The sequence below is a fragment of the Rhodanobacter terrae genome (assembly GCF_042657005.1).
Lineage (GTDB): Bacteria > Pseudomonadota > Gammaproteobacteria > Xanthomonadales > Rhodanobacteraceae > Rhodanobacter > Rhodanobacter terrae.
The window spans coordinates 47,930-63,998 of sequence record NZ_JBHSNG010000014.1; the positions used below are offsets into that span (position 1 = coordinate 47,930).

Sequence of the window (16,069 nt, forward strand, 5' to 3'; positions counted from 1 at the left end):
CGCTGGCGGGCGATGCCCTTGCTCTGAATCTTCCTACCCAACCATCAAAGCAACCACATCGCCTGTAGGAGCCCGCTGGCGGGCGATGCAGTTGTTTTGAATTTTCCTACCCAACATCAAAGCAAGAGCATCGCCCGCCAGCGGGCTCCTACGTGGGTTTTGTGGTGTTGTTGCGGGGCGATGCGCGGGGCGTCCGCAGCCGCTTGAGGATTTCCTCGCGTGCCTCGCGCAGGATCGAATCGCGGTCGAGGCTGGCGACGATGTCGGCGACCGCGCGCTTGGCGCCGGCCTCGCCCCAGGACTTGCCGGCGACCAGATAGCGTTCGGCGGCGCGGCCGATCAGCACGGTGGCGTACCAGCCCAGTGCGCCCTGGGCGGCGGCGGTGACCACTACCGACAGGCCCGCACTCACGCCCTTCAGTGCGGAGGCGACCAGTTGCATGCCCCAGATGGCGCCCATCAAGGCGGCGAGCTGTGCGGAGATCACCGCCACCAGCCGGCCCGATTCGGCGCGGGTCAGCGGCAGGCCGTAGACCCGCGACAGCTGCACCACCATCGCCGCGTCCAGTCCGGCGGCGGCGAGCAGGTCGGCGACGGGAATCGGGTTCAGCGCGACCGCCACGCCTTTGGCGATGCAGTAGTTGTGGATCAGTTTCGCCGCGACCGCCTGCCGGGTCTGCGCGATGCGGGCGCTGACCTGATCGGTGAGCCGGCCGGCATACAGGCCGGCGTTGATCGCCGACAGCGTCTTGCCCTCGCGGGCGGCGATCGCCAACAGCCGCTCGCGCAGCGCGGCGACATCCGGCGGCCGCGCCTGCTCGCACGAGTGTTCGTGCCCGCGCGCATCGACTTCGATCACGCGCTGTGCCGCCGGATGCGCGGCTACGGCGAGCACGTCTTCCGCCCGCACCAGTCCGGCCACGCGCAGGCGCAGGTGCGCCAGCAGGTCGGTCAGTTCGTCGGCGCCGTAACGGTCGGCCTTGTTCAACGCCAGCAGCAGCGGACGCTGGGTGGCGGCGAGCGTCTTCAGCGCGTCGAGTTCCTCGCGGGTGAGGTCGCCGTCGCCGACGAAGATCACCAGGTCGCTGACCTCGGCGACCTCGAATGCGAGCCGCTCGCGCGCCTCGCCATCCAGTTCGTTGATGCCAGGCGTATCGATCAGCACCAGGCCGTCGTGCCGCGCTTCATCGAGCATCGCGTGCGCGGCATCGGTGGTAGTGCCGTGCAGGACGCCGACGCCGAAGGCTTCGCGGCCCAGCAGCGCATTGCCCAGCGCCGACTTGCCGGTGGAGACGCGGCCGAACACGGCGACGTGCAGTTCGCCGCGTTCGAGCTTGTGCAACATGTTTTCGATGCGGCTGAAATCGGATGCCAGCTCGTTGCGCACCGAGGCCGGGACGGTCGGATCATCCAGCAGGCTGCGCAGGCTCTCGGCGATCCGCGCCGAGCCACTGGCGTCGACGCGCGATGGGGGTGTGGTCAGCGAGTCGGCGGGATCGGTCGAGAGCCAGCCGCGCAGACGGCGCCACAAACGGTCAGTCGGCATTGCGGCGGATGATTATTTCGGCACGAGCTGCAGGTGCGCGGTGATCTTCACGGTGGCGCCGATCACCGAGGTGTCGGCGTAGTCGCCGCTGCCCACGCCAAAGTCGAGCCGCTGCACTTTCCCGGCCACGTCCAGGGTGGAGCTCTGGGGGCTCTGCGTGCGGAACACCACGCCCAGGCTCACCGGCTTGGTCACGCCGCGCAGGGTCAGCTGGCCGTCCGCGATCACCGAGTTGCCCTCGCGCCGCAAACCGGTGGTGACGAAATGCGCGCTGGGGAACTTCGCCACGTCGAAGAAACTTTCGCGAGGCAGGGCGCTGTCCTGATCGGAGTCGCCGGTCTTTGCGCTGGCCAGGGTCACGACCACGTCGAATTTCGCGTGGGCCAGGTCGGCAGGGTCATAGCTTATGGCTGCCGTCCAGTCGTTGAAGCTGCCAGAGAACGCGGCGCCCTGGTAGGTGCCCTGGAAGTTCAGATGGCTCAGTGCGGGAAGTACTCTGTAGTCGGTGGCCGCAGCGGCGCTTGGCAGCGCGAGGGCGAGCAGCAGGATGGCAAGGCGTTTCATGGTCGTTCTCCTTCGGAAGTCGAACCGTTGCGCAAGCGCGCGAACGGCAGCATCCGGCGCAGCACGTTGTCATTGTCGGACAAATGATGTTTCAGTGCTGCACCGACGTGCGCCACCAGCACCAGCAGCAGAAACCAGAACAGGTATTCATGCACGGCGTGGGTGAAACCGCGCAGCTCGTCGTTCTTCGCCACCAGCGCCGGCAGGTTGAACAGCTTGAACCACTGCAGCGGCTTGCCCGTGACGGAGTTGTACCACCAGCCGCTGAGCGGCAGCGCCACGATCAAGACATACAGCGTGCCGTGCACGCACCGCGCCGCCCACTGCTGCCAGCGCGGCGCCGGTTCCTCCCGCGGGCGAACGTCGCCCCAGCGCCACAGCACGCGCAGCAGCACCAGCGCCAGCACGGTCAGCCCGATCGACTTGTGCAGCGCGAGCCAGTTGATCTTCTGCATCGGCGAATGCGCCAGGTCCATCAGCAGGCCGAAGGTGCCGTTGCCGAGAATGGCCAGCGCGATGATCCAGTGGAAGAACTTGGCGATCGAACCCCATTGGCGATCATTGCTGCGCAGACTCATGGTTGCTCCTTCGATGCGGGAATGGCGCGCTCGTCGCGAATGGCCTCGATCTCCAGCCACACGCCGACCTGCTGACCGATCGAACCGGCGTCGGCGGTGATGCCGAATGCCTCGCGATCCAGCATGGCGGTGGCCGAGAAGCCGGCGACCGTGTGCAGTCCGTAGATGGTCTTGGCGGCGCGGTTGAACGTGAACGGAACGCTCACCGGCCGACTGATCCCGTGCAGGGTCAGCTGCCCATGCAGCACGCCGTGGTGATCGTCCTTGCGTTCGACACTGCTGCTGACGAAATGGGCGTAGCGGTCGCGGGCGCAGTCGAGCAGGGCCGGCTTGCAAACCGCCTTGTTCCAGTCCGCGTCACCCATGTCCACTCCGGCCAGATCGATGTCCAGCTCGGTGGCGGCCGTGCTCCAGTCGTCGGGATCGAAGCGCAGCCAGCCCTTGGCGATGTGCAGCCGTCCGAACGGACGCGAATAACCATCGTGACTGATGCTGAAGACGATCTGGCTGTGCACCGTGTCATAGCGATAGCCGGCACCGGCGGCATGCGCCGGTGCCGGCGGCAACAGAAATGCCGCGAGACACCACAGCCAGACGCTTGAACGGAAACGATGCATGGAGCGAAGTCTGGCCGATCGGCGGCGACGGTGCCAGGGCCGATCGGGGAACGGAGGGTTTCCGTGGCCGGGCCAATCGGGGAGCGATCGAAGCCGCCAGTGGCGCCAAACTCTCGCTGGCGTTTATTTCCCGGCGCGATCGAACTTGCGGATGAAGTCGCGCACCTGCGGGTAGACGGTCTCGCGCCAGCGGCGGCCGCTGAAGATGCCGTAGTGGCCGGCGCCTTCGATCACCTTGTGCTCGCGTCGCCTGGCCGGGATGCTGCCGCACAGGTCGTGCGCGGCCTGGGTCTGGCCCAGGCCGGAGATGTCGTCCAGCTCGCCCTCGACGGTAAGCAGGGCACTGCGCTTGATCGCGGCCGGATCGACCCGTTCGCCGCCGATCTTCCACAGTCCGCGGGGCAGCAGGAATTGCTGGAACACCTTCTCGATCGTGTCGAGGTAGAACTCGGCAGGCAGGTCCAGCACGGCGTTGTATTCATCGTAGAACTTGCGGTGCGATTCGGCGTCGTCGAGATCGCCGCGCAGCAGGTCCTGATAGAAATCCCAGTGCGAATTCAGATGCCGGCCGGGGTTCATCGCGATGAATCCCGCATGCTGCAGGAAACCCGGATAGACCTCGCGGCCATGCCCGGGATAGTTCGGCGGCACGGTATGGATCACGTTGCCGCGGAACCACGACAGCGGCTGGTTGGTGGCCAGGCTGTTGACACTGGTAGGGCTGCGTCGCGGGTCGATCGGGCCGCCCATCATGGTCAGGCTGCGGGGCGTTTCCTCGCCGCGCGCGGCCATCAGCGCGACGGCGGCAAGCACCGGTACCGTCGGCTGGCACACCGAAATCACGTGCAAAGAGCTTGCGCCGATATGCCGGATGAACTCCTCCACGTAGGCGACGTAGTCATCCAGCCCGAACGTGCCTTCGGACGTCGGCACCATGCGCGCGTCGACCCAGTCGGTGATGTAGACCTTGTGGTCGCGCAGCAGCGTGCGCACGGTGTCGCGCAGCAGCGTGGAATGGTGTCCGGACATCGGGGCGACGACCAGCACCACCGGGTCGTTCTTCAATTTGTCGATAGTGGCCGGGTCGTCGCTGAAACGCTTGAAACGCTTCAGCTGGCAGAACGGTTTGGCCAGCGCCACGCGCTCGACTACCGCGATCTCCTGACCGTGAGCCACGGCGGTGTGGATGCCGAATTCGGGTTTCTCGTAATCCTTGCCGAGCCGGTGGATCAACTCGTAACCGGCCGCCATCCGCTGTGCGCCGGGCAGCTGCGCGAACGGACTGCTATTGTCGTTGAGCATCCGTGCATTGGCCTGCGCGAAGTAGCTCAACGGGCCGAGGAACGAGCGCTGCCATTCGTGGATCTGATAAAGCATCGGAGTGGGGATAGCCGGAAGGACGAAAGTCATCTTAGCGCCGTTTCTTCTTCCTGTGTTGCGATGCCGCAATTAAGGTGTCGAACCCGATCAGTGACTTGGCTGCGCAGCCGGACGATAACGGCAGCGCAGCAGCACCTCGTCGACATCTTGTGCATGGTCCAGGCCTTCGTGCCACTGCAGCGGTTTCTGGAAGCACAGACTGAGCGGCATGAACACCCGGTTGTACCACCACATCGCGCGCTCGCGCCGGTGAATCAGATACCACTGGCCGAGGTCGAGCAGGCGCGACGACTTCGGCTGCATGCCATACACCGCGCTGTGCTCGATGGTGAAACCGTGCAGGGCGAGCTTGGCGACGATGCGGGCCGGTTCGTAACGGCGGCAATGGCCGACGAAGTCGTCGAACGCGGTCCACGCTTCCGGATGCAGTGGCACCGACAGCAGCACGTGGGCGCCGGGCCTCGCGACACGGGCCAGCTCCGCCAGCGCGCTGTCGTCGTCGGCGACGTGCTCGAGGATATCGAGTGCGCAGATCAGGTCGAAGCTGGCGTCGGCGCAGGGCAGCGCGCCGATCATGCCGTGCACCGCCCTGGCGCCGCTCGCGTGCAGGCGGCGCAGGGCGGCGTGGCTGAGATCGACGAAGCAGGTGCCGTCCAGCGGCAGCCGCGGGCGCAGGCCGGGCGCCACCTCCAGTCGGCGCGGCGCGGCGGCCGCGAGTCCGCGCAGCAGCGGCCAGGTATTGAAACGCTCGGGCCCGATCAGCTTCGCCGCGGCCCACAGCGATTCGTAGAAGCCGCGATTGACGCGGACAAGCTCGGCGTCGCTGCGGCTTTCGGCGGGGCGCGGTGGCGGCATCGTGGGATTGAATCCTGTCACCGCTGAGGGAAGTGTGAAGCGGTGGGGTATTCCGCCACTTCGCCCCGAATCGGTCACGCCAGCCGGCGAATCTCGGTATGCGCGGCGAAATCATGCACGGCGCGTCGGCGCGGATCCAACAAGGCCACCGCAAACCATGCGGTCCACACGAGCAGCAGCGTCCACAGCGTCGCATGCAAGCCGACCATCGGCTCCAGCATCAGCAACACCAGCGGCGAGGCGGCCACCAGCGCGCGGATCAGCGCCTGCTGCAGCGAGGGCGTGCCGCCGTCGTCGCCGGTGACCCGGATACGCCAGGACCGCATGCCGACGGTCTGGCCGCCGCGGCGCCACGAGCTGATGAAATACGCCATCACCACCAGCGCCTGCAGCAGCTGATACCAGATCGGCACCACCGTTTTCCCCGCAGTGCGGATCAACTGTCCGCCGGTGGCCAACTGGCACAGCAGTCCCACCACCATCACGATCGCCACCACGATCAGCAGGTCGTAGACCAGCGCAAGCAGGCGGCGCCACAGCGGGCAGGGGAGATCGGTGGTGGCGAGGTTCACGGGCATCGGTCGCTTGCGTAGTGCGCGCGCAATGGCCAGCATCGTGCGCATGGAAAAGGAAGAAAGCCGCGCCAGTATCGCCGAAGCCGACCGGCAGAGCATAAGCACGTTCCTGGAACGGGTATGGTCGGAGGACGGCCTGGCCGATCGCACGCTGGAGGCGTATCGGCGCGATCTGGAGGCACTGGCCGGCTGGCTGGCCGCCCGCGGCCGCAATCTGCGCACAGCGCGGCGCGAAGATATTTCCGCTTATCACGGCGCGCGGCCGGCCGCGGTGCGCTCGATCGCCCGACGGCAGTCGGCGTTCCGTCGCTACTATGCGTTCCTAGCCCGCACCGAGCCGGGCTTTGCCGACCCGACGCTGCTGATCGAGCGCCCGAAGATGCCGCGCAGCCTGCCCAAGGCCCTGGCCGAACGCGAGATCGAAGGGCTGCTGGACGCGCCCGATACCGCCACCACGCTCGGGCTGCGCGATCGCGCGATGCTGGAGCTGATGTACGCCTCCGGCCTGCGCGTGTCCGAACTGGTCGAGTTGCCGCTGGCCGCGCTGAATACGCGCCAGGGTGTGCTGCGGGTCACCGGCAAGGGCGGCAAGGACCGGCTGGTGCCGGTCGGCGAGCTGGCGCTGGAGCGCATCGGCGCCTACCTGGCCGACGTGCGGCCGGCACTGGCGAAAGGCCGGCAGCCGGCGGCGCTGTTCCTCAGCAAGCGCGGCGAAGGCATGACCCGGCAGATGTTCTGGACCCTGGTGAAACGCTACGGCCTGAAGGTCGGCATCAACCCCAGGCGCATCTCGCCCCATGTGCTGCGCCACTCGTTCGCCACCCACCTGCTGAACCACGGCGCCGACCTGCGCGCGCTGCAGATGCTGCTGGGCCACAGTTCACTCAGCACCACGCAAATCTATACGCTGGTGGCGAAGGAAGGCCTGAAACGGCTGCATGCGCAGCATCACCCGCGAGGATGAGCGAGGATTTGCGCGCACTCGCGCAGCAACTTTGCAGGTGGCTTGCTTCGAGTTGAAAAAGGCCGGACAGCTCCTTTTCAACGTGATAAGAGCCGGATATTTTCCGAAGCGCGTTGCGCCACGCCCCGGAGCCATCAGGGAGCGTCCGGACCCGCCTCTGCCCGTCACCTGGAATACCGGTTGCCTGGGTAGGAGCGACTTCAGTCGCGATGCACCGCCCGGTCGTGCATCGAGCAGTTACAGCACTGCGATGCTGCTGGCCGCTGCTGTGGCCGATCGCGACTGAAGCCGCTCCCACAGAACCCAGTCAAGACCGGTGTGCAGCTTTCTCGTTCCCCGACCGCGGGCGAGAGGTTCAGCCGGCTGTGCGAGAATGGTGCTGACGATGGCGGCAACGGGCGCGCGGTCGGTATTGGACGAGGTTTGTCATGTTGAAGAAATGCTTGCTGGCCTTGTGCGTCAGCGGATTCGCGTTCGGTGCGTGGGCTGCCGACGGCGCTGCGGCGCCGGTGGGCCAGAGCGTTACCCCGGCGGCCGCGCAGATGGTGCAGCAGGCGATCAAGGGGCTGGCGGCGAATGTCCGGGTCGACTCGATCGAGCCGGCGCCGATGGCGGGTTTCTATCAGGTGATCGCCGGCGGCCAGATGATCTACGTCAGCGCCGATGGCAAGTATCTGATGCACGGAGACCTGATCGACCTGAGCAAGCACCAGAACGTCAGCGATGCCGCCTGGAGCCGCTTCCGCAAGGACGAACTGGCCAAGGTGCCGGTCTCGGAGCGCATCGTGTTCGCACCCGAGCATCCGAAATACACGGTGACCGTGTTCACCGACGTCAACTGCGGCTTTTGCCGCGCACTGCATGAGCACGTGGCCGCGTTCAACAAGGCCGGCATCGCGGTGGAATATCTGGCGTGGCCGCGCGAAGGCGTGACGACCACGTCCGGGCGACCCACGCCGACTTATTCCGAGATGGTTTCGGTGTGGTGCGCCAGCGACCGCAAAGCCGCGTTCACTGCGGCGAAGCAGGGCCGGACGCCGAAGCCGGCCACCTGTACCAATCCGGTCAAGGACGAGTTCGACCTTGGCGTGAAACTCGGCGTCAGCGGCACTCCGACGATCATCGGCCCGGATGGCAGCACCCTGGGCGGCTACGTCACCCCGGAGCAGCTGCTGCAGGCCTTGCAGAAGGGCAGCTGAGGCTTTTCAGCAGGTGCCGCCCGACGGGTTGTGGGGGATGGCGGCGCCCCGGAATTGGGCGGCGAGCTTATGCCGTATTGCAGCATCGGCTAGAATAGGCGTTTCCTTCGCATAGCAGCCGTTCCCCGCATGATCGCACTCGACGGGCAGAGCGCCCTCTCGCCGTTTCGTCTCGAACGTCTCAATGCCCGCCTGGATGCCCTGCATCGTGGCGTGCGCGTACAGGCATCGTGGTTCGTCTATTTCATCGACGCCGACATCGTGCCGCAAGGCGCGTTGCGCCAGCGGCTGCTGAGCGTGCTGGAAGCGAAGGACGCGGAGCCCGAAGCGGCCACGCTCTGGGTAGTGCCGCGGCTGGGCACGATCTCGCCCTGGTCGAGCAAGGCCACCGACATCCTGCGCGGCGCCGGTTTCGCCGTGCCCGGCTTCAACCTGCGCCGGGTCGAGCGCGGACTGGCCTGGCAGGTCGCCGGACTGCCGCCGGCCGAGGCGCCGGATCACGCGGCCATCATGGCGGTGCTGCATGACGCGATGACGCAGTCGGTGCTGGAGCGCATCGAAGATGCCCAAGGCCTGTTCCTGGCAGGCTCGCCCGGCGATCTGGTGCATGTCGCGCTCGGTGTCGATTCGCAGGCGGCGCTGGCCGAGGCGAATGCCCGGTTGGGACTGGCGCTGGCCGGCGACGAGATCGAATACCTGGTCGCGCGCTATGCCGAACTGGGCCGCGACCCGACCGATGCCGAGCTTTTCATGTTCGCCCAGGCGAACTCGGAGCATTGCCGGCACAAGGTGTTCAACGCCAGCTGGACGGTCGATGGCGCGGAGCAGGACAAGAGCCTGTTCGGCATGATCAAGCACACCCACCAGCATTCGCCGGCGCATACCTTGTCCGCCTATTCGGACAACGCCGCGGTGATCGAGGGCAGCGTGGGCCGGCGTTTCTTCGCCGACCCGGCCGATGGCGTGTGGCGCGGCCACGAGGAACGCATCGACTACGCGATCAAGGTGGAGACGCACAACCATCCCACCGCGATCGCGCCCTGGCCCGGCGCGGCTACCGGCGCCGGCGGCGAGATCCGCGACGAGGGCGCCACCGGCCGTGGCGGCAAGCCGAAGGCCGGCCTCACCGGTTTCTCGGTCTCCGACCTGCGCATTCCCGGCCATCCGCAGCCGTGGGAGGTGGAGCGCCCGCTGCCGCCGCGCATGGCCAGCGCGTTCGAGATCATGCGTGACGGCCCGCTGGGCGCCGCCGCGTTCAACAACGAATTCGGCCGGCCCTGCCTGGGCGGCTATTTCCGCAGCTACGAGCACGAGACCGGCGAAGCCGGCCTGCGCCGCGGCTACGACAAGCCGATCATGCTCGCCGGCGGCCTGGCCAACCTGCGCGCCGGCCATGTGCTGAAGCGCGCGGTGCAGCCGGGCAACAAGGTGATCGTGCTGGGCGGCCCGGCGATGCTGATCGGGCTCGGCGGCGGCGCCGCCTCGTCGGTCGCCTCGGGTGCATCCAGCGAGGAACTGGACTTCGCCTCGGTGCAGCGCGACAACGCCGAGATGGAACGGCGCTGCCAGGAAGTGATCGACGCCTGCTGCGCGCGTGGCGAAAACAACCCTATCGTCAGCGTGCATGACGTCGGCGCCGGCGGTTTGTCCAACGCGATTCCCGAATTGCTCAACGATGCCGGCGTGGGCGGCCGGATCGATCTGGCCAAGCTGCCTTGCGACGATCCCTCGTTGTCGCCGATGCAGGTCTGGAGCAACGAATCGCAGGAGCGCTACGTGCTGGCGATCGGCCCGGAGAATCTGGCCGAGTTCGAGGCGATGTGCGTGCGCGAGCGCTGCCCGTATGCGGTGGTCGGCGATGCCACGGTCGAGCGCCAGCTGGTGCTCACCGATCCCCGCCGCGGGCTGACCGTGATCGATCTGCCGATGGACGTGCTGTTCGGCAAGCCGCCGCGGATGCATCGCGACGCGAAACGCATCAAGCCGCGCGTCGACCTGCTGCCGGACTTGTCCGGCATCGGCATGAACGAGGCGCTGCTGCGCGTGCTGCGCCTGCCCACCGTGGGCAGCAAGAGTTTCCTGATCACGATCGGCGACCGCACCGTCGGCGGCCTCAATCATCGCGATCCGATGGTCGGTCCGTGGCAGGTGCCGGTGGCGGATTGCGCGGTGACCATCGCCGATTTCAACGGCTACGCCGGCGAAGCGATGGCGATAGCCGAGCGTGCGCCGGTGGCGTTGCTCAGCAGCGCCGATGCCGCGCGGCTGGCGGTGGGCGAGGCGATCACCAATCTGGCTGCCGCCGCGATCGACAATCTCGGCGATATCCGCCTGTCGGCGAACTGGATGGCGGCGGTGAACCATCCGGGCGAGGACGCCGCGCTGTTCGATGCGGTGCAGGCGATCGGCATGGAACTGTGCCCGCAGCTGGACATCTCGATCCCGGTCGGCAAGGACTCGCTGTCGATGCAGACCGTGTGGCAGGACGGCGACACGCCGCAGCGCACGGTGTCGCCGGTGTCGCTGGTGATCACCGGCTTTGCCCGCGTCAGCGACGTGCGCCGCACGCTCACGCCGCAGCTCAAGCTCGATCGCGGCAATTCCGAACTGTGGCTGGTCGACCTGGGCGCCGGACGCGACCGCCTCGGCGGTTCCGCGCTGGCCCAGGTGTTCAACCGCAGCGGCGGCGTGCCGCCGGATCTGGACGACGCGAAGCGGCTTAAGGCGCTGTTCGAGCTGGTCCAGGAGGCCAATGCGAATGGCTTGCTGCTGGCTTATCACGATCGCTCCGACGGCGGCGTCATCACCACCTTGCTGGAGATGGCATTCGCCGGTCACTGCGGCCTGGAGATCCAGCTGAACGGCTGGGCCGAGGCGACGCTGCGCGCGCTGTTCAACGAGGAACTCGGTGCGGTGATGCAGGTGGCCGAGGCGAACCGCGAGGCGTTCGAGGCGCTGCTGATCAAGCACAACCTGGCCGGCATCAGCTACCGCATCGGCCGGCCGAAAGAGAAGCTCGGCATCAAGCTGTTCCTCGGCACCGATACCTTGTTCAAGTGGAACTGGCGCACGTTGTTCGAGGCGTGGAACGACACCAGTTACGCGATGCAGCGCCTGCGCGACAATCCGCAAAGCGCGGACGCCGAACGCGAATGGCGGCTCGACGATGCTGATCCGGGCATCACGCCCAAGCTCAGCTTCAATCCGGCCGAGGACGTGGCGGCGGCGCTGATCGGCAGCGGCGCGCGCCCGCGCATCGCGGTCCTGCGCGAGCAGGGCGTCAACGGCCAGGTCGAGATGTCGGCCGCGTTCACCCGCGCCGGTTTCGACGCGGTCGACGTGCACATGTCCGATCTGGCCAGCGGCCGGATCAAGCTGGCCGACTTCCGCGGCTTTGCGGCGTGCGGCGGCTTTTCCTACGGTGACGTGCTCGGTGCCGGCCGCGGTTGGGCCACGTCGATTCTCTACAACGAGATGCTGCGCGCGCAGTTCGCCGAGTTCTTCACCGACCCGACGAAGTTCGCGCTGGGCGTATGCAACGGCTGCCAGATGCTGGCGCAGCTGAAGGAGATCATCCCAGGCGCGCAGCACTGGCCGAAGTTCCTGCGCAATGCGTCGGAGCAGTACGAGTCGCGGCTGGCCACGGTGGAGATCCTCGATTCGCCGAGCCTGTTCTTCAAGGGCATGACCGGCTCGCGGATTCCGGTGGCGGTAGCGCACGGCGAAGGCCGGGTCAGCTTTCCGCAGGCGTGCAGCCCATCGAAATCGAACGGTGCGGTGCGCTTCGTCGACAATCGCGGCAAGCCGACCGAGAACTTCCCGCTCAACACCAACGGCTCGCCCGGCGGCCTGGCCGGCTTCACCGCCGCCGATGGCCGCGTGACGATCATGATGCCGCACCCCGAGCGCGTGTTCCGCAGCGTGCAGTTGAGCTGGCATCCGGAAAAGTGGGGCGAGGATTCGCCGTGGATGCGCATGTTCCGCAATGCGCGCGTGTGGTGCGGCTGATCGCGCATCGCGTGAAACGCGCCTGAGCCATGGTCGCTTCGCGCTGGCCTGGTTGGAACGTCGTGCTCCCTGCGCTGGCCTGGGCCGTGTCGCTCGGGCTGTTGCCGTGGTGGCTGGGCCTGCCGTTGCTGTTCGCGCTGGCCGCTGCGGTGCTGTTGCTGCAGCATCGACTGGCCGGCGAGCATGCCACGATGATACGGCGCGGACTGCGCTGGGGGCTGGCGGGCGTGCTGTTCGCATCGCTGCGTGCCTTGGGCGGCGATGCGTTCGCGTGGGGCGCGGCCTCGCTCGGTGCGCTGGCCGGCTACACGTTGCTGGCCGGACTGGAGGCATGGCTGGATCGGAGCCGGCGAGATGGGAGCTGGCGTCGCGATCCGGCCGCCGCACCTTCCGCCGAATGGCCCGAGCTGGCGATGGCGCCGATCGGGCCGGCCGCGGAAATCATCGAGCTGCAGCCGCCGGCCTGGCAATCGGCCGATGAAGGGCTGACCGATCCATCCGCCCACCGTGTGGAATATCGTGACGGCGCCTTTCTGTTCTCGGACGGCAGCGGAATCGGCGGCGTCGGTCCGCAGGCGGCATTCAGTCCGGCGGGACGCTGGTTCGCGGCGCGCATGCCCAGCGGTCGCGGCGTCGCGTTGTGGGATCGCGAAGGCCATCATCGGCATCGCCTGCGCGGCTGGCAATTGTGCGGCTGGTATCGCGAGCAACCGTGGCTGAGCCGACGCGAGGGCGACATGCCGCTGGCGCTGCCGGATGTGCTGGGCCGGGATGACGAAGACTGAGCGCGAACCGTCGCCCGTCACGATCATCGACGATCGTGACGGGCGGTCATCGTGATTATTTCGCGGCAGCCGGTTTTCCCTTCATGCAACTCCGCGCATAATTGCACGGTGGATACTTCGGCCAATCATCGATCGCCGTTTTCGCTGGCGCTCAGCGTGATCGTGGTATCCGCCGACAGCGGCCCGGCCTTGCGCGAATGCGTGCGCAGCGTGCTGGTCAGCCCGTTGTCGCTGGAGCTGATCCTGGTCGACAACGCCTCGCGTGACGGCATGCCGCAGGCGATCGAGCGTGCGCACGAACACGATCACCGGCTCAAGGTGATTTACAACCACCGCAACCTCGGATTCGGCCCGGCGGTGAACCTGGCCGCAAAGCAGGCCCATGGCCATGCGCTGTTGATACTCAACCCCGACTGCATGCTGCGCGACGACGAACTGGGCCGATTGCTGGCCGTGCAGGCGGGCCATCCGAAGGCCGGCCTGATCGGTGCGGTGGTATGCGATGCCGATGGCCGTCCCGACCCCGCATCGTGGCGGCGCGATCCGCTGCTGCAGCGTTCGCTCAACAGCGTGTTCGGCCGCCCCGGCGAGAAGGTCAATGTGGAGCAGGAGATCCCGGCCGAGGTGATCGAGGCGGAGGCGGTGTCCGGCGCGGTGATGCTGTTGCCGCGCGCGATGTTCCAGCGCCTGGGCGGTTTCGACGAAGATTATTTCCTGCACTGCGAGGATCTGGACCTGTGCCGTCGCGTGCGCGACCTCGGTTATCAGGTACTGCTGGCCGGCGATGTCCGCGTACTGCACGGCAAGGGCAGTTCCAGCCGGCATCGTCCGGTATTCGTCAGCCGCTTCAAGCATCGGGGCATGTGGCGCTGGTTCCGCAGGCACGATCCGGCCGCGCGCAACCCGCTGGTGGCTGCGGCGGTGTGGCTGGGCATCTGGACGCACTTCCTGCTGCAGATTCCCGGGCAGGTGTGGCGGTTGCTGCGTCGATGAGTACCTCGCGACGGATCACCGTGCTGGCGACGCTCGGTCTGCTGGCGATGACCGCGGTATGGGGTTCGACCTTCGTGCTGATCAAGGACGTGGTCGCGCGCATGCCGGTGGCGGATTTCCTGGCGGTGCGTTTCGCCATCGCCGCGCTGGCGATGCTGGCGCTGTTCGCACGGCCGGTGTGGCGGCTCGGACGCAGGCAAGTCGTGCGCGGCCTGCTGCTCGGCGTGGTCTATGGGGCGGGGCAGTTGCTGCAGACCTGGGGACTGTCCTTGATCGCACCCAGCGTCAGCGGTTTCACCACCGGCATGTATGTGGTGTTTACGCCGATCCTGGCGATGCTGCTGTTGCGCCAGCGCATGGCCGGCGTGGTGTGGGTTGCGGTGCTTCTGTCCACGGCCGGGCTGGCGCTGTTGTCGCTCGACGGCGTCTCGGTGGATCTCGGCGTATGGCTGACGCTGGCTTCCGCGGCGCTGTATGCGCTGCACATCGTCGGGCTGGGCCAATGGTCGCGGCAGGGCGAGGCGTTCGGCATGTCGGCGGTGCAGATGGTGGCGATCGCCGTGGTCTGCCTGCTCGCCACTGCGCCGCAGGGACCGGTGCTGCCGCCCGATCGCAGCGCCTGGTTCGCCGTGTTGTACATGGCGCTGATCGCCGGCGCCGGCGCGATGCTGATGCAGACCTGGGCGCAGTCGCACCTGCCGGCGGCCCGCGCGGCCATCGTGATGACGACCGAGCCGGTGTTCGCCGCCGCGTTCGCGGTGGCGCTGGGCAGCGACGTGCTGAGCTGGCGCATGCTGGTCGGTGGCGGGCTTATTCTGGCGGCGATGTATCTGGTCGAACTGCTGCCGCCGAAGGGTGAGGCGGTCACGTTGCCGGCGGAGGCGGTGCATCACGAGGTGTGAGGAGGCGGTTGGATCGGGTCGATCATCGCACCGAAGGATCGGAAATTCTTCCAGTGACGCGTGTGGACCTGCGTCAAACATTGAAGAGCAATAGCGTTTCGCCCTCCTGCGGAGGACGAAACGCTATTGCTCTGATTACACGCTGAAATCGTGGTGATGTATTGCCGAAAACTGACCGACGCGATTTGCGTACTACTCCCTCGGCTGCAGCGCGATGCGCGCCAGATAGACGATAATCGCCACGTTGCCGACCAGGGTGGCCAGCTTGAGCCAGCCGAAGTGGTACAGCGTTTCGTACAGCTCCAGCGGGATCAGCGAGCCGGTGGCGATCACCGTGAACCATTCCGCCCAGCGCTTGCCCAGCCACAGGCCGATGCCCTCGACGCCGAAGATCGCCGCATAGGACAGTGCCACGATGCCGATCGCGACGAACTTGCTGGGGCCCATCTCCTGCAGAAGATCGACCAGCTTCCAGCGCAGGCCATTGCTGTCGGCCAGCGACAGATGTCCCAGCCAGTGCACCAGCTGTTCGAAGTTCTGCTGGCGATCCAGATGAAACGCGGCAGCCGCCACCAGCAGCAGGCACAAGGTCTTGATGATCTCGTAGATCGCAATGACGCGCAGGCCGGGGTGGTGCGCGGCCGATGCGGCGAGAGGCGAGGCGTTCTTGCTGGGGGGCATGATTCGGAAACGGGATAGGCAATCCGTCTATTGTCTCAGCCTGAGCGGGAATGGCCAGTGCGCATTGGCATGGAACCCCGTGCCCGACAGCCTTTTCGTGGGAGCGGCTTCAGCCGCGATGCTTTTCGACATTTGACCGGGAAAGTTCAAAAGCATCGCGGCTGAAGCCGCTCCCACGGCACCACTCCCCACAGCACCGCGCCCACGAAATTCAGCAGCAGCGCCCGCCGGTGCCCTTGTAGCGCGCCTCCTGCCGCTCGCGGAAGAACTCCTCGTAGCTGGGCACCTCGCGTTCCGGGTGATGCTCGCGCAGATGCTTCACGTAGGCATCGTAATCGGGTACGCCGCAGCAGAGGCGGGCGGTTTGCACCGCCCACTTCCAGCTCGATTCAAGCGCCTGCATCGGCCTGTTCATGGCGGCT

The 16,069-nt window shown here is 66.9% G+C and carries 16 protein-coding genes; 7 read left to right on the forward strand and 9 right to left on the reverse strand.

Features of this window, described 5'->3' with window-relative positions:
* Positions 1–148 precede the first annotated feature (148 nt).
* From ACFPPB_RS13295 to ACFPPB_RS13325, 7 genes are all read right to left on the reverse strand, one after another.
* The gene (locus tag ACFPPB_RS13295) at positions 149–1,546 is read right to left on the reverse strand and encodes a DUF697 domain-containing protein (RefSeq protein ID WP_377327848.1); all 1,398 of its coding nucleotides are present in this window, start codon (positions 1,544–1,546) and stop codon (positions 149–151) included.
* Between the two features lie 12 nt (positions 1,547–1,558).
* Positions 1,559–2,110: a YceI family protein gene (locus ACFPPB_RS13300; protein ID WP_377327850.1), complete on the reverse strand. Its 552-nt coding sequence runs from the start codon at positions 2,108–2,110 to the stop codon at positions 1,559–1,561.
* Complete coding sequence (locus tag ACFPPB_RS13305; protein WP_377327852.1) at positions 2,107–2,688, reverse strand: cytochrome b; 582 nt, start codon at positions 2,686–2,688, stop codon at positions 2,107–2,109. The genes ACFPPB_RS13300 and ACFPPB_RS13305 overlap by 4 nt, the downstream gene beginning before the upstream one ends.
* On the reverse strand, positions 2,685–3,305 hold the full coding sequence (locus tag ACFPPB_RS13310) for a YceI family protein (RefSeq protein WP_377327854.1): 621 nt from the start codon (positions 3,303–3,305) through the stop codon (positions 2,685–2,687). The genes ACFPPB_RS13305 and ACFPPB_RS13310 overlap by 4 nt, the downstream gene beginning before the upstream one ends.
* A gap of 123 nt (positions 3,306–3,428) precedes the next feature.
* On the reverse strand, positions 3,429–4,682 hold the full coding sequence (locus ACFPPB_RS13315) for a polyhydroxyalkanoate depolymerase (protein WP_377327952.1): 1,254 nt from the start codon (positions 4,680–4,682) through the stop codon (positions 3,429–3,431).
* 90 nt (positions 4,683–4,772) lie between these two features.
* The gene (locus ACFPPB_RS13320) at positions 4,773–5,540 is read right to left on the reverse strand and encodes a class I SAM-dependent methyltransferase (protein WP_377327856.1); all 768 of its coding nucleotides are present in this window, start codon (positions 5,538–5,540) and stop codon (positions 4,773–4,775) included.
* Between the two features lie 74 nt (positions 5,541–5,614).
* Positions 5,615–6,118, reverse strand: coding sequence for an RDD family protein (locus tag ACFPPB_RS13325; RefSeq protein WP_377327858.1), 504 nt, complete (start codon positions 6,116–6,118; stop codon positions 5,615–5,617).
* Positions 6,119–6,161: 43 nt separating this feature from the next.
* Here ACFPPB_RS13325 and xerD point away from each other — a divergent pair, with 43 nt between their 5' ends.
* From xerD to ACFPPB_RS13360, 7 genes are all read left to right on the forward strand, one after another.
* The gene (gene xerD / locus ACFPPB_RS13330) at positions 6,162–7,079 is read left to right on the forward strand and encodes a site-specific tyrosine recombinase XerD (protein ID WP_377327860.1); all 918 of its coding nucleotides are present in this window, start codon (positions 6,162–6,164) and stop codon (positions 7,077–7,079) included.
* Positions 7,054–7,365 carry a hypothetical protein gene (locus ACFPPB_RS13335; protein WP_377327862.1) on the forward strand — a complete coding sequence of 104 codons (312 nt, stop codon included), beginning with the start codon at positions 7,054–7,056 and terminating at the stop codon, positions 7,363–7,365. Before xerD ends, ACFPPB_RS13335 begins: the two co-directional genes overlap by 26 nt.
* A 142-nt stretch (positions 7,366–7,507) precedes the next feature.
* Positions 7,508–8,278: a DsbC family protein gene (locus tag ACFPPB_RS13340; protein WP_377327864.1), complete on the forward strand. Its 771-nt coding sequence runs from the start codon at positions 7,508–7,510 to the stop codon at positions 8,276–8,278.
* A gap of 129 nt (positions 8,279–8,407) precedes the next feature.
* Positions 8,408–12,286: a phosphoribosylformylglycinamidine synthase gene (gene purL, locus ACFPPB_RS13345; RefSeq protein WP_377327866.1), complete on the forward strand. Its 3,879-nt coding sequence runs from the start codon at positions 8,408–8,410 to the stop codon at positions 12,284–12,286.
* A gap of 62 nt (positions 12,287–12,348) precedes the next feature.
* Positions 12,349–13,071: a hypothetical protein gene (locus tag ACFPPB_RS13350; protein ID WP_377327868.1), complete on the forward strand. Its 723-nt coding sequence runs from the start codon at positions 12,349–12,351 to the stop codon at positions 13,069–13,071.
* Positions 13,072–13,179: 108 nt separating this feature from the next.
* Positions 13,180–14,064 (forward strand): glycosyltransferase family 2 protein, encoded by an 885-nt coding sequence (locus tag ACFPPB_RS13355; RefSeq protein WP_377327869.1) that lies wholly within the window; start codon positions 13,180–13,182, stop codon positions 14,062–14,064.
* Positions 14,061–14,966, forward strand: coding sequence for a DMT family transporter (locus tag ACFPPB_RS13360; RefSeq protein ID WP_377327871.1), 906 nt, complete (start codon positions 14,061–14,063; stop codon positions 14,964–14,966). Before ACFPPB_RS13355 ends, ACFPPB_RS13360 begins: the two co-directional genes overlap by 4 nt.
* A gap of 192 nt (positions 14,967–15,158) precedes the next feature.
* Here the strand turns inward: ACFPPB_RS13360 and ACFPPB_RS13365 are convergent, their stop codons facing one another.
* Complete coding sequence (locus tag ACFPPB_RS13365; RefSeq protein ID WP_377327873.1) at positions 15,159–15,647, reverse strand: DUF2127 domain-containing protein; 489 nt, start codon at positions 15,645–15,647, stop codon at positions 15,159–15,161.
* Between the two features lie 211 nt (positions 15,648–15,858).
* Positions 15,859–16,062, reverse strand: a complete 204-nt coding sequence (locus ACFPPB_RS13370; protein ID WP_377327875.1) for a YbdD/YjiX family protein — start codon at positions 16,060–16,062, stop codon at positions 15,859–15,861.
* Positions 16,063–16,069 lie beyond the last annotated feature (7 nt).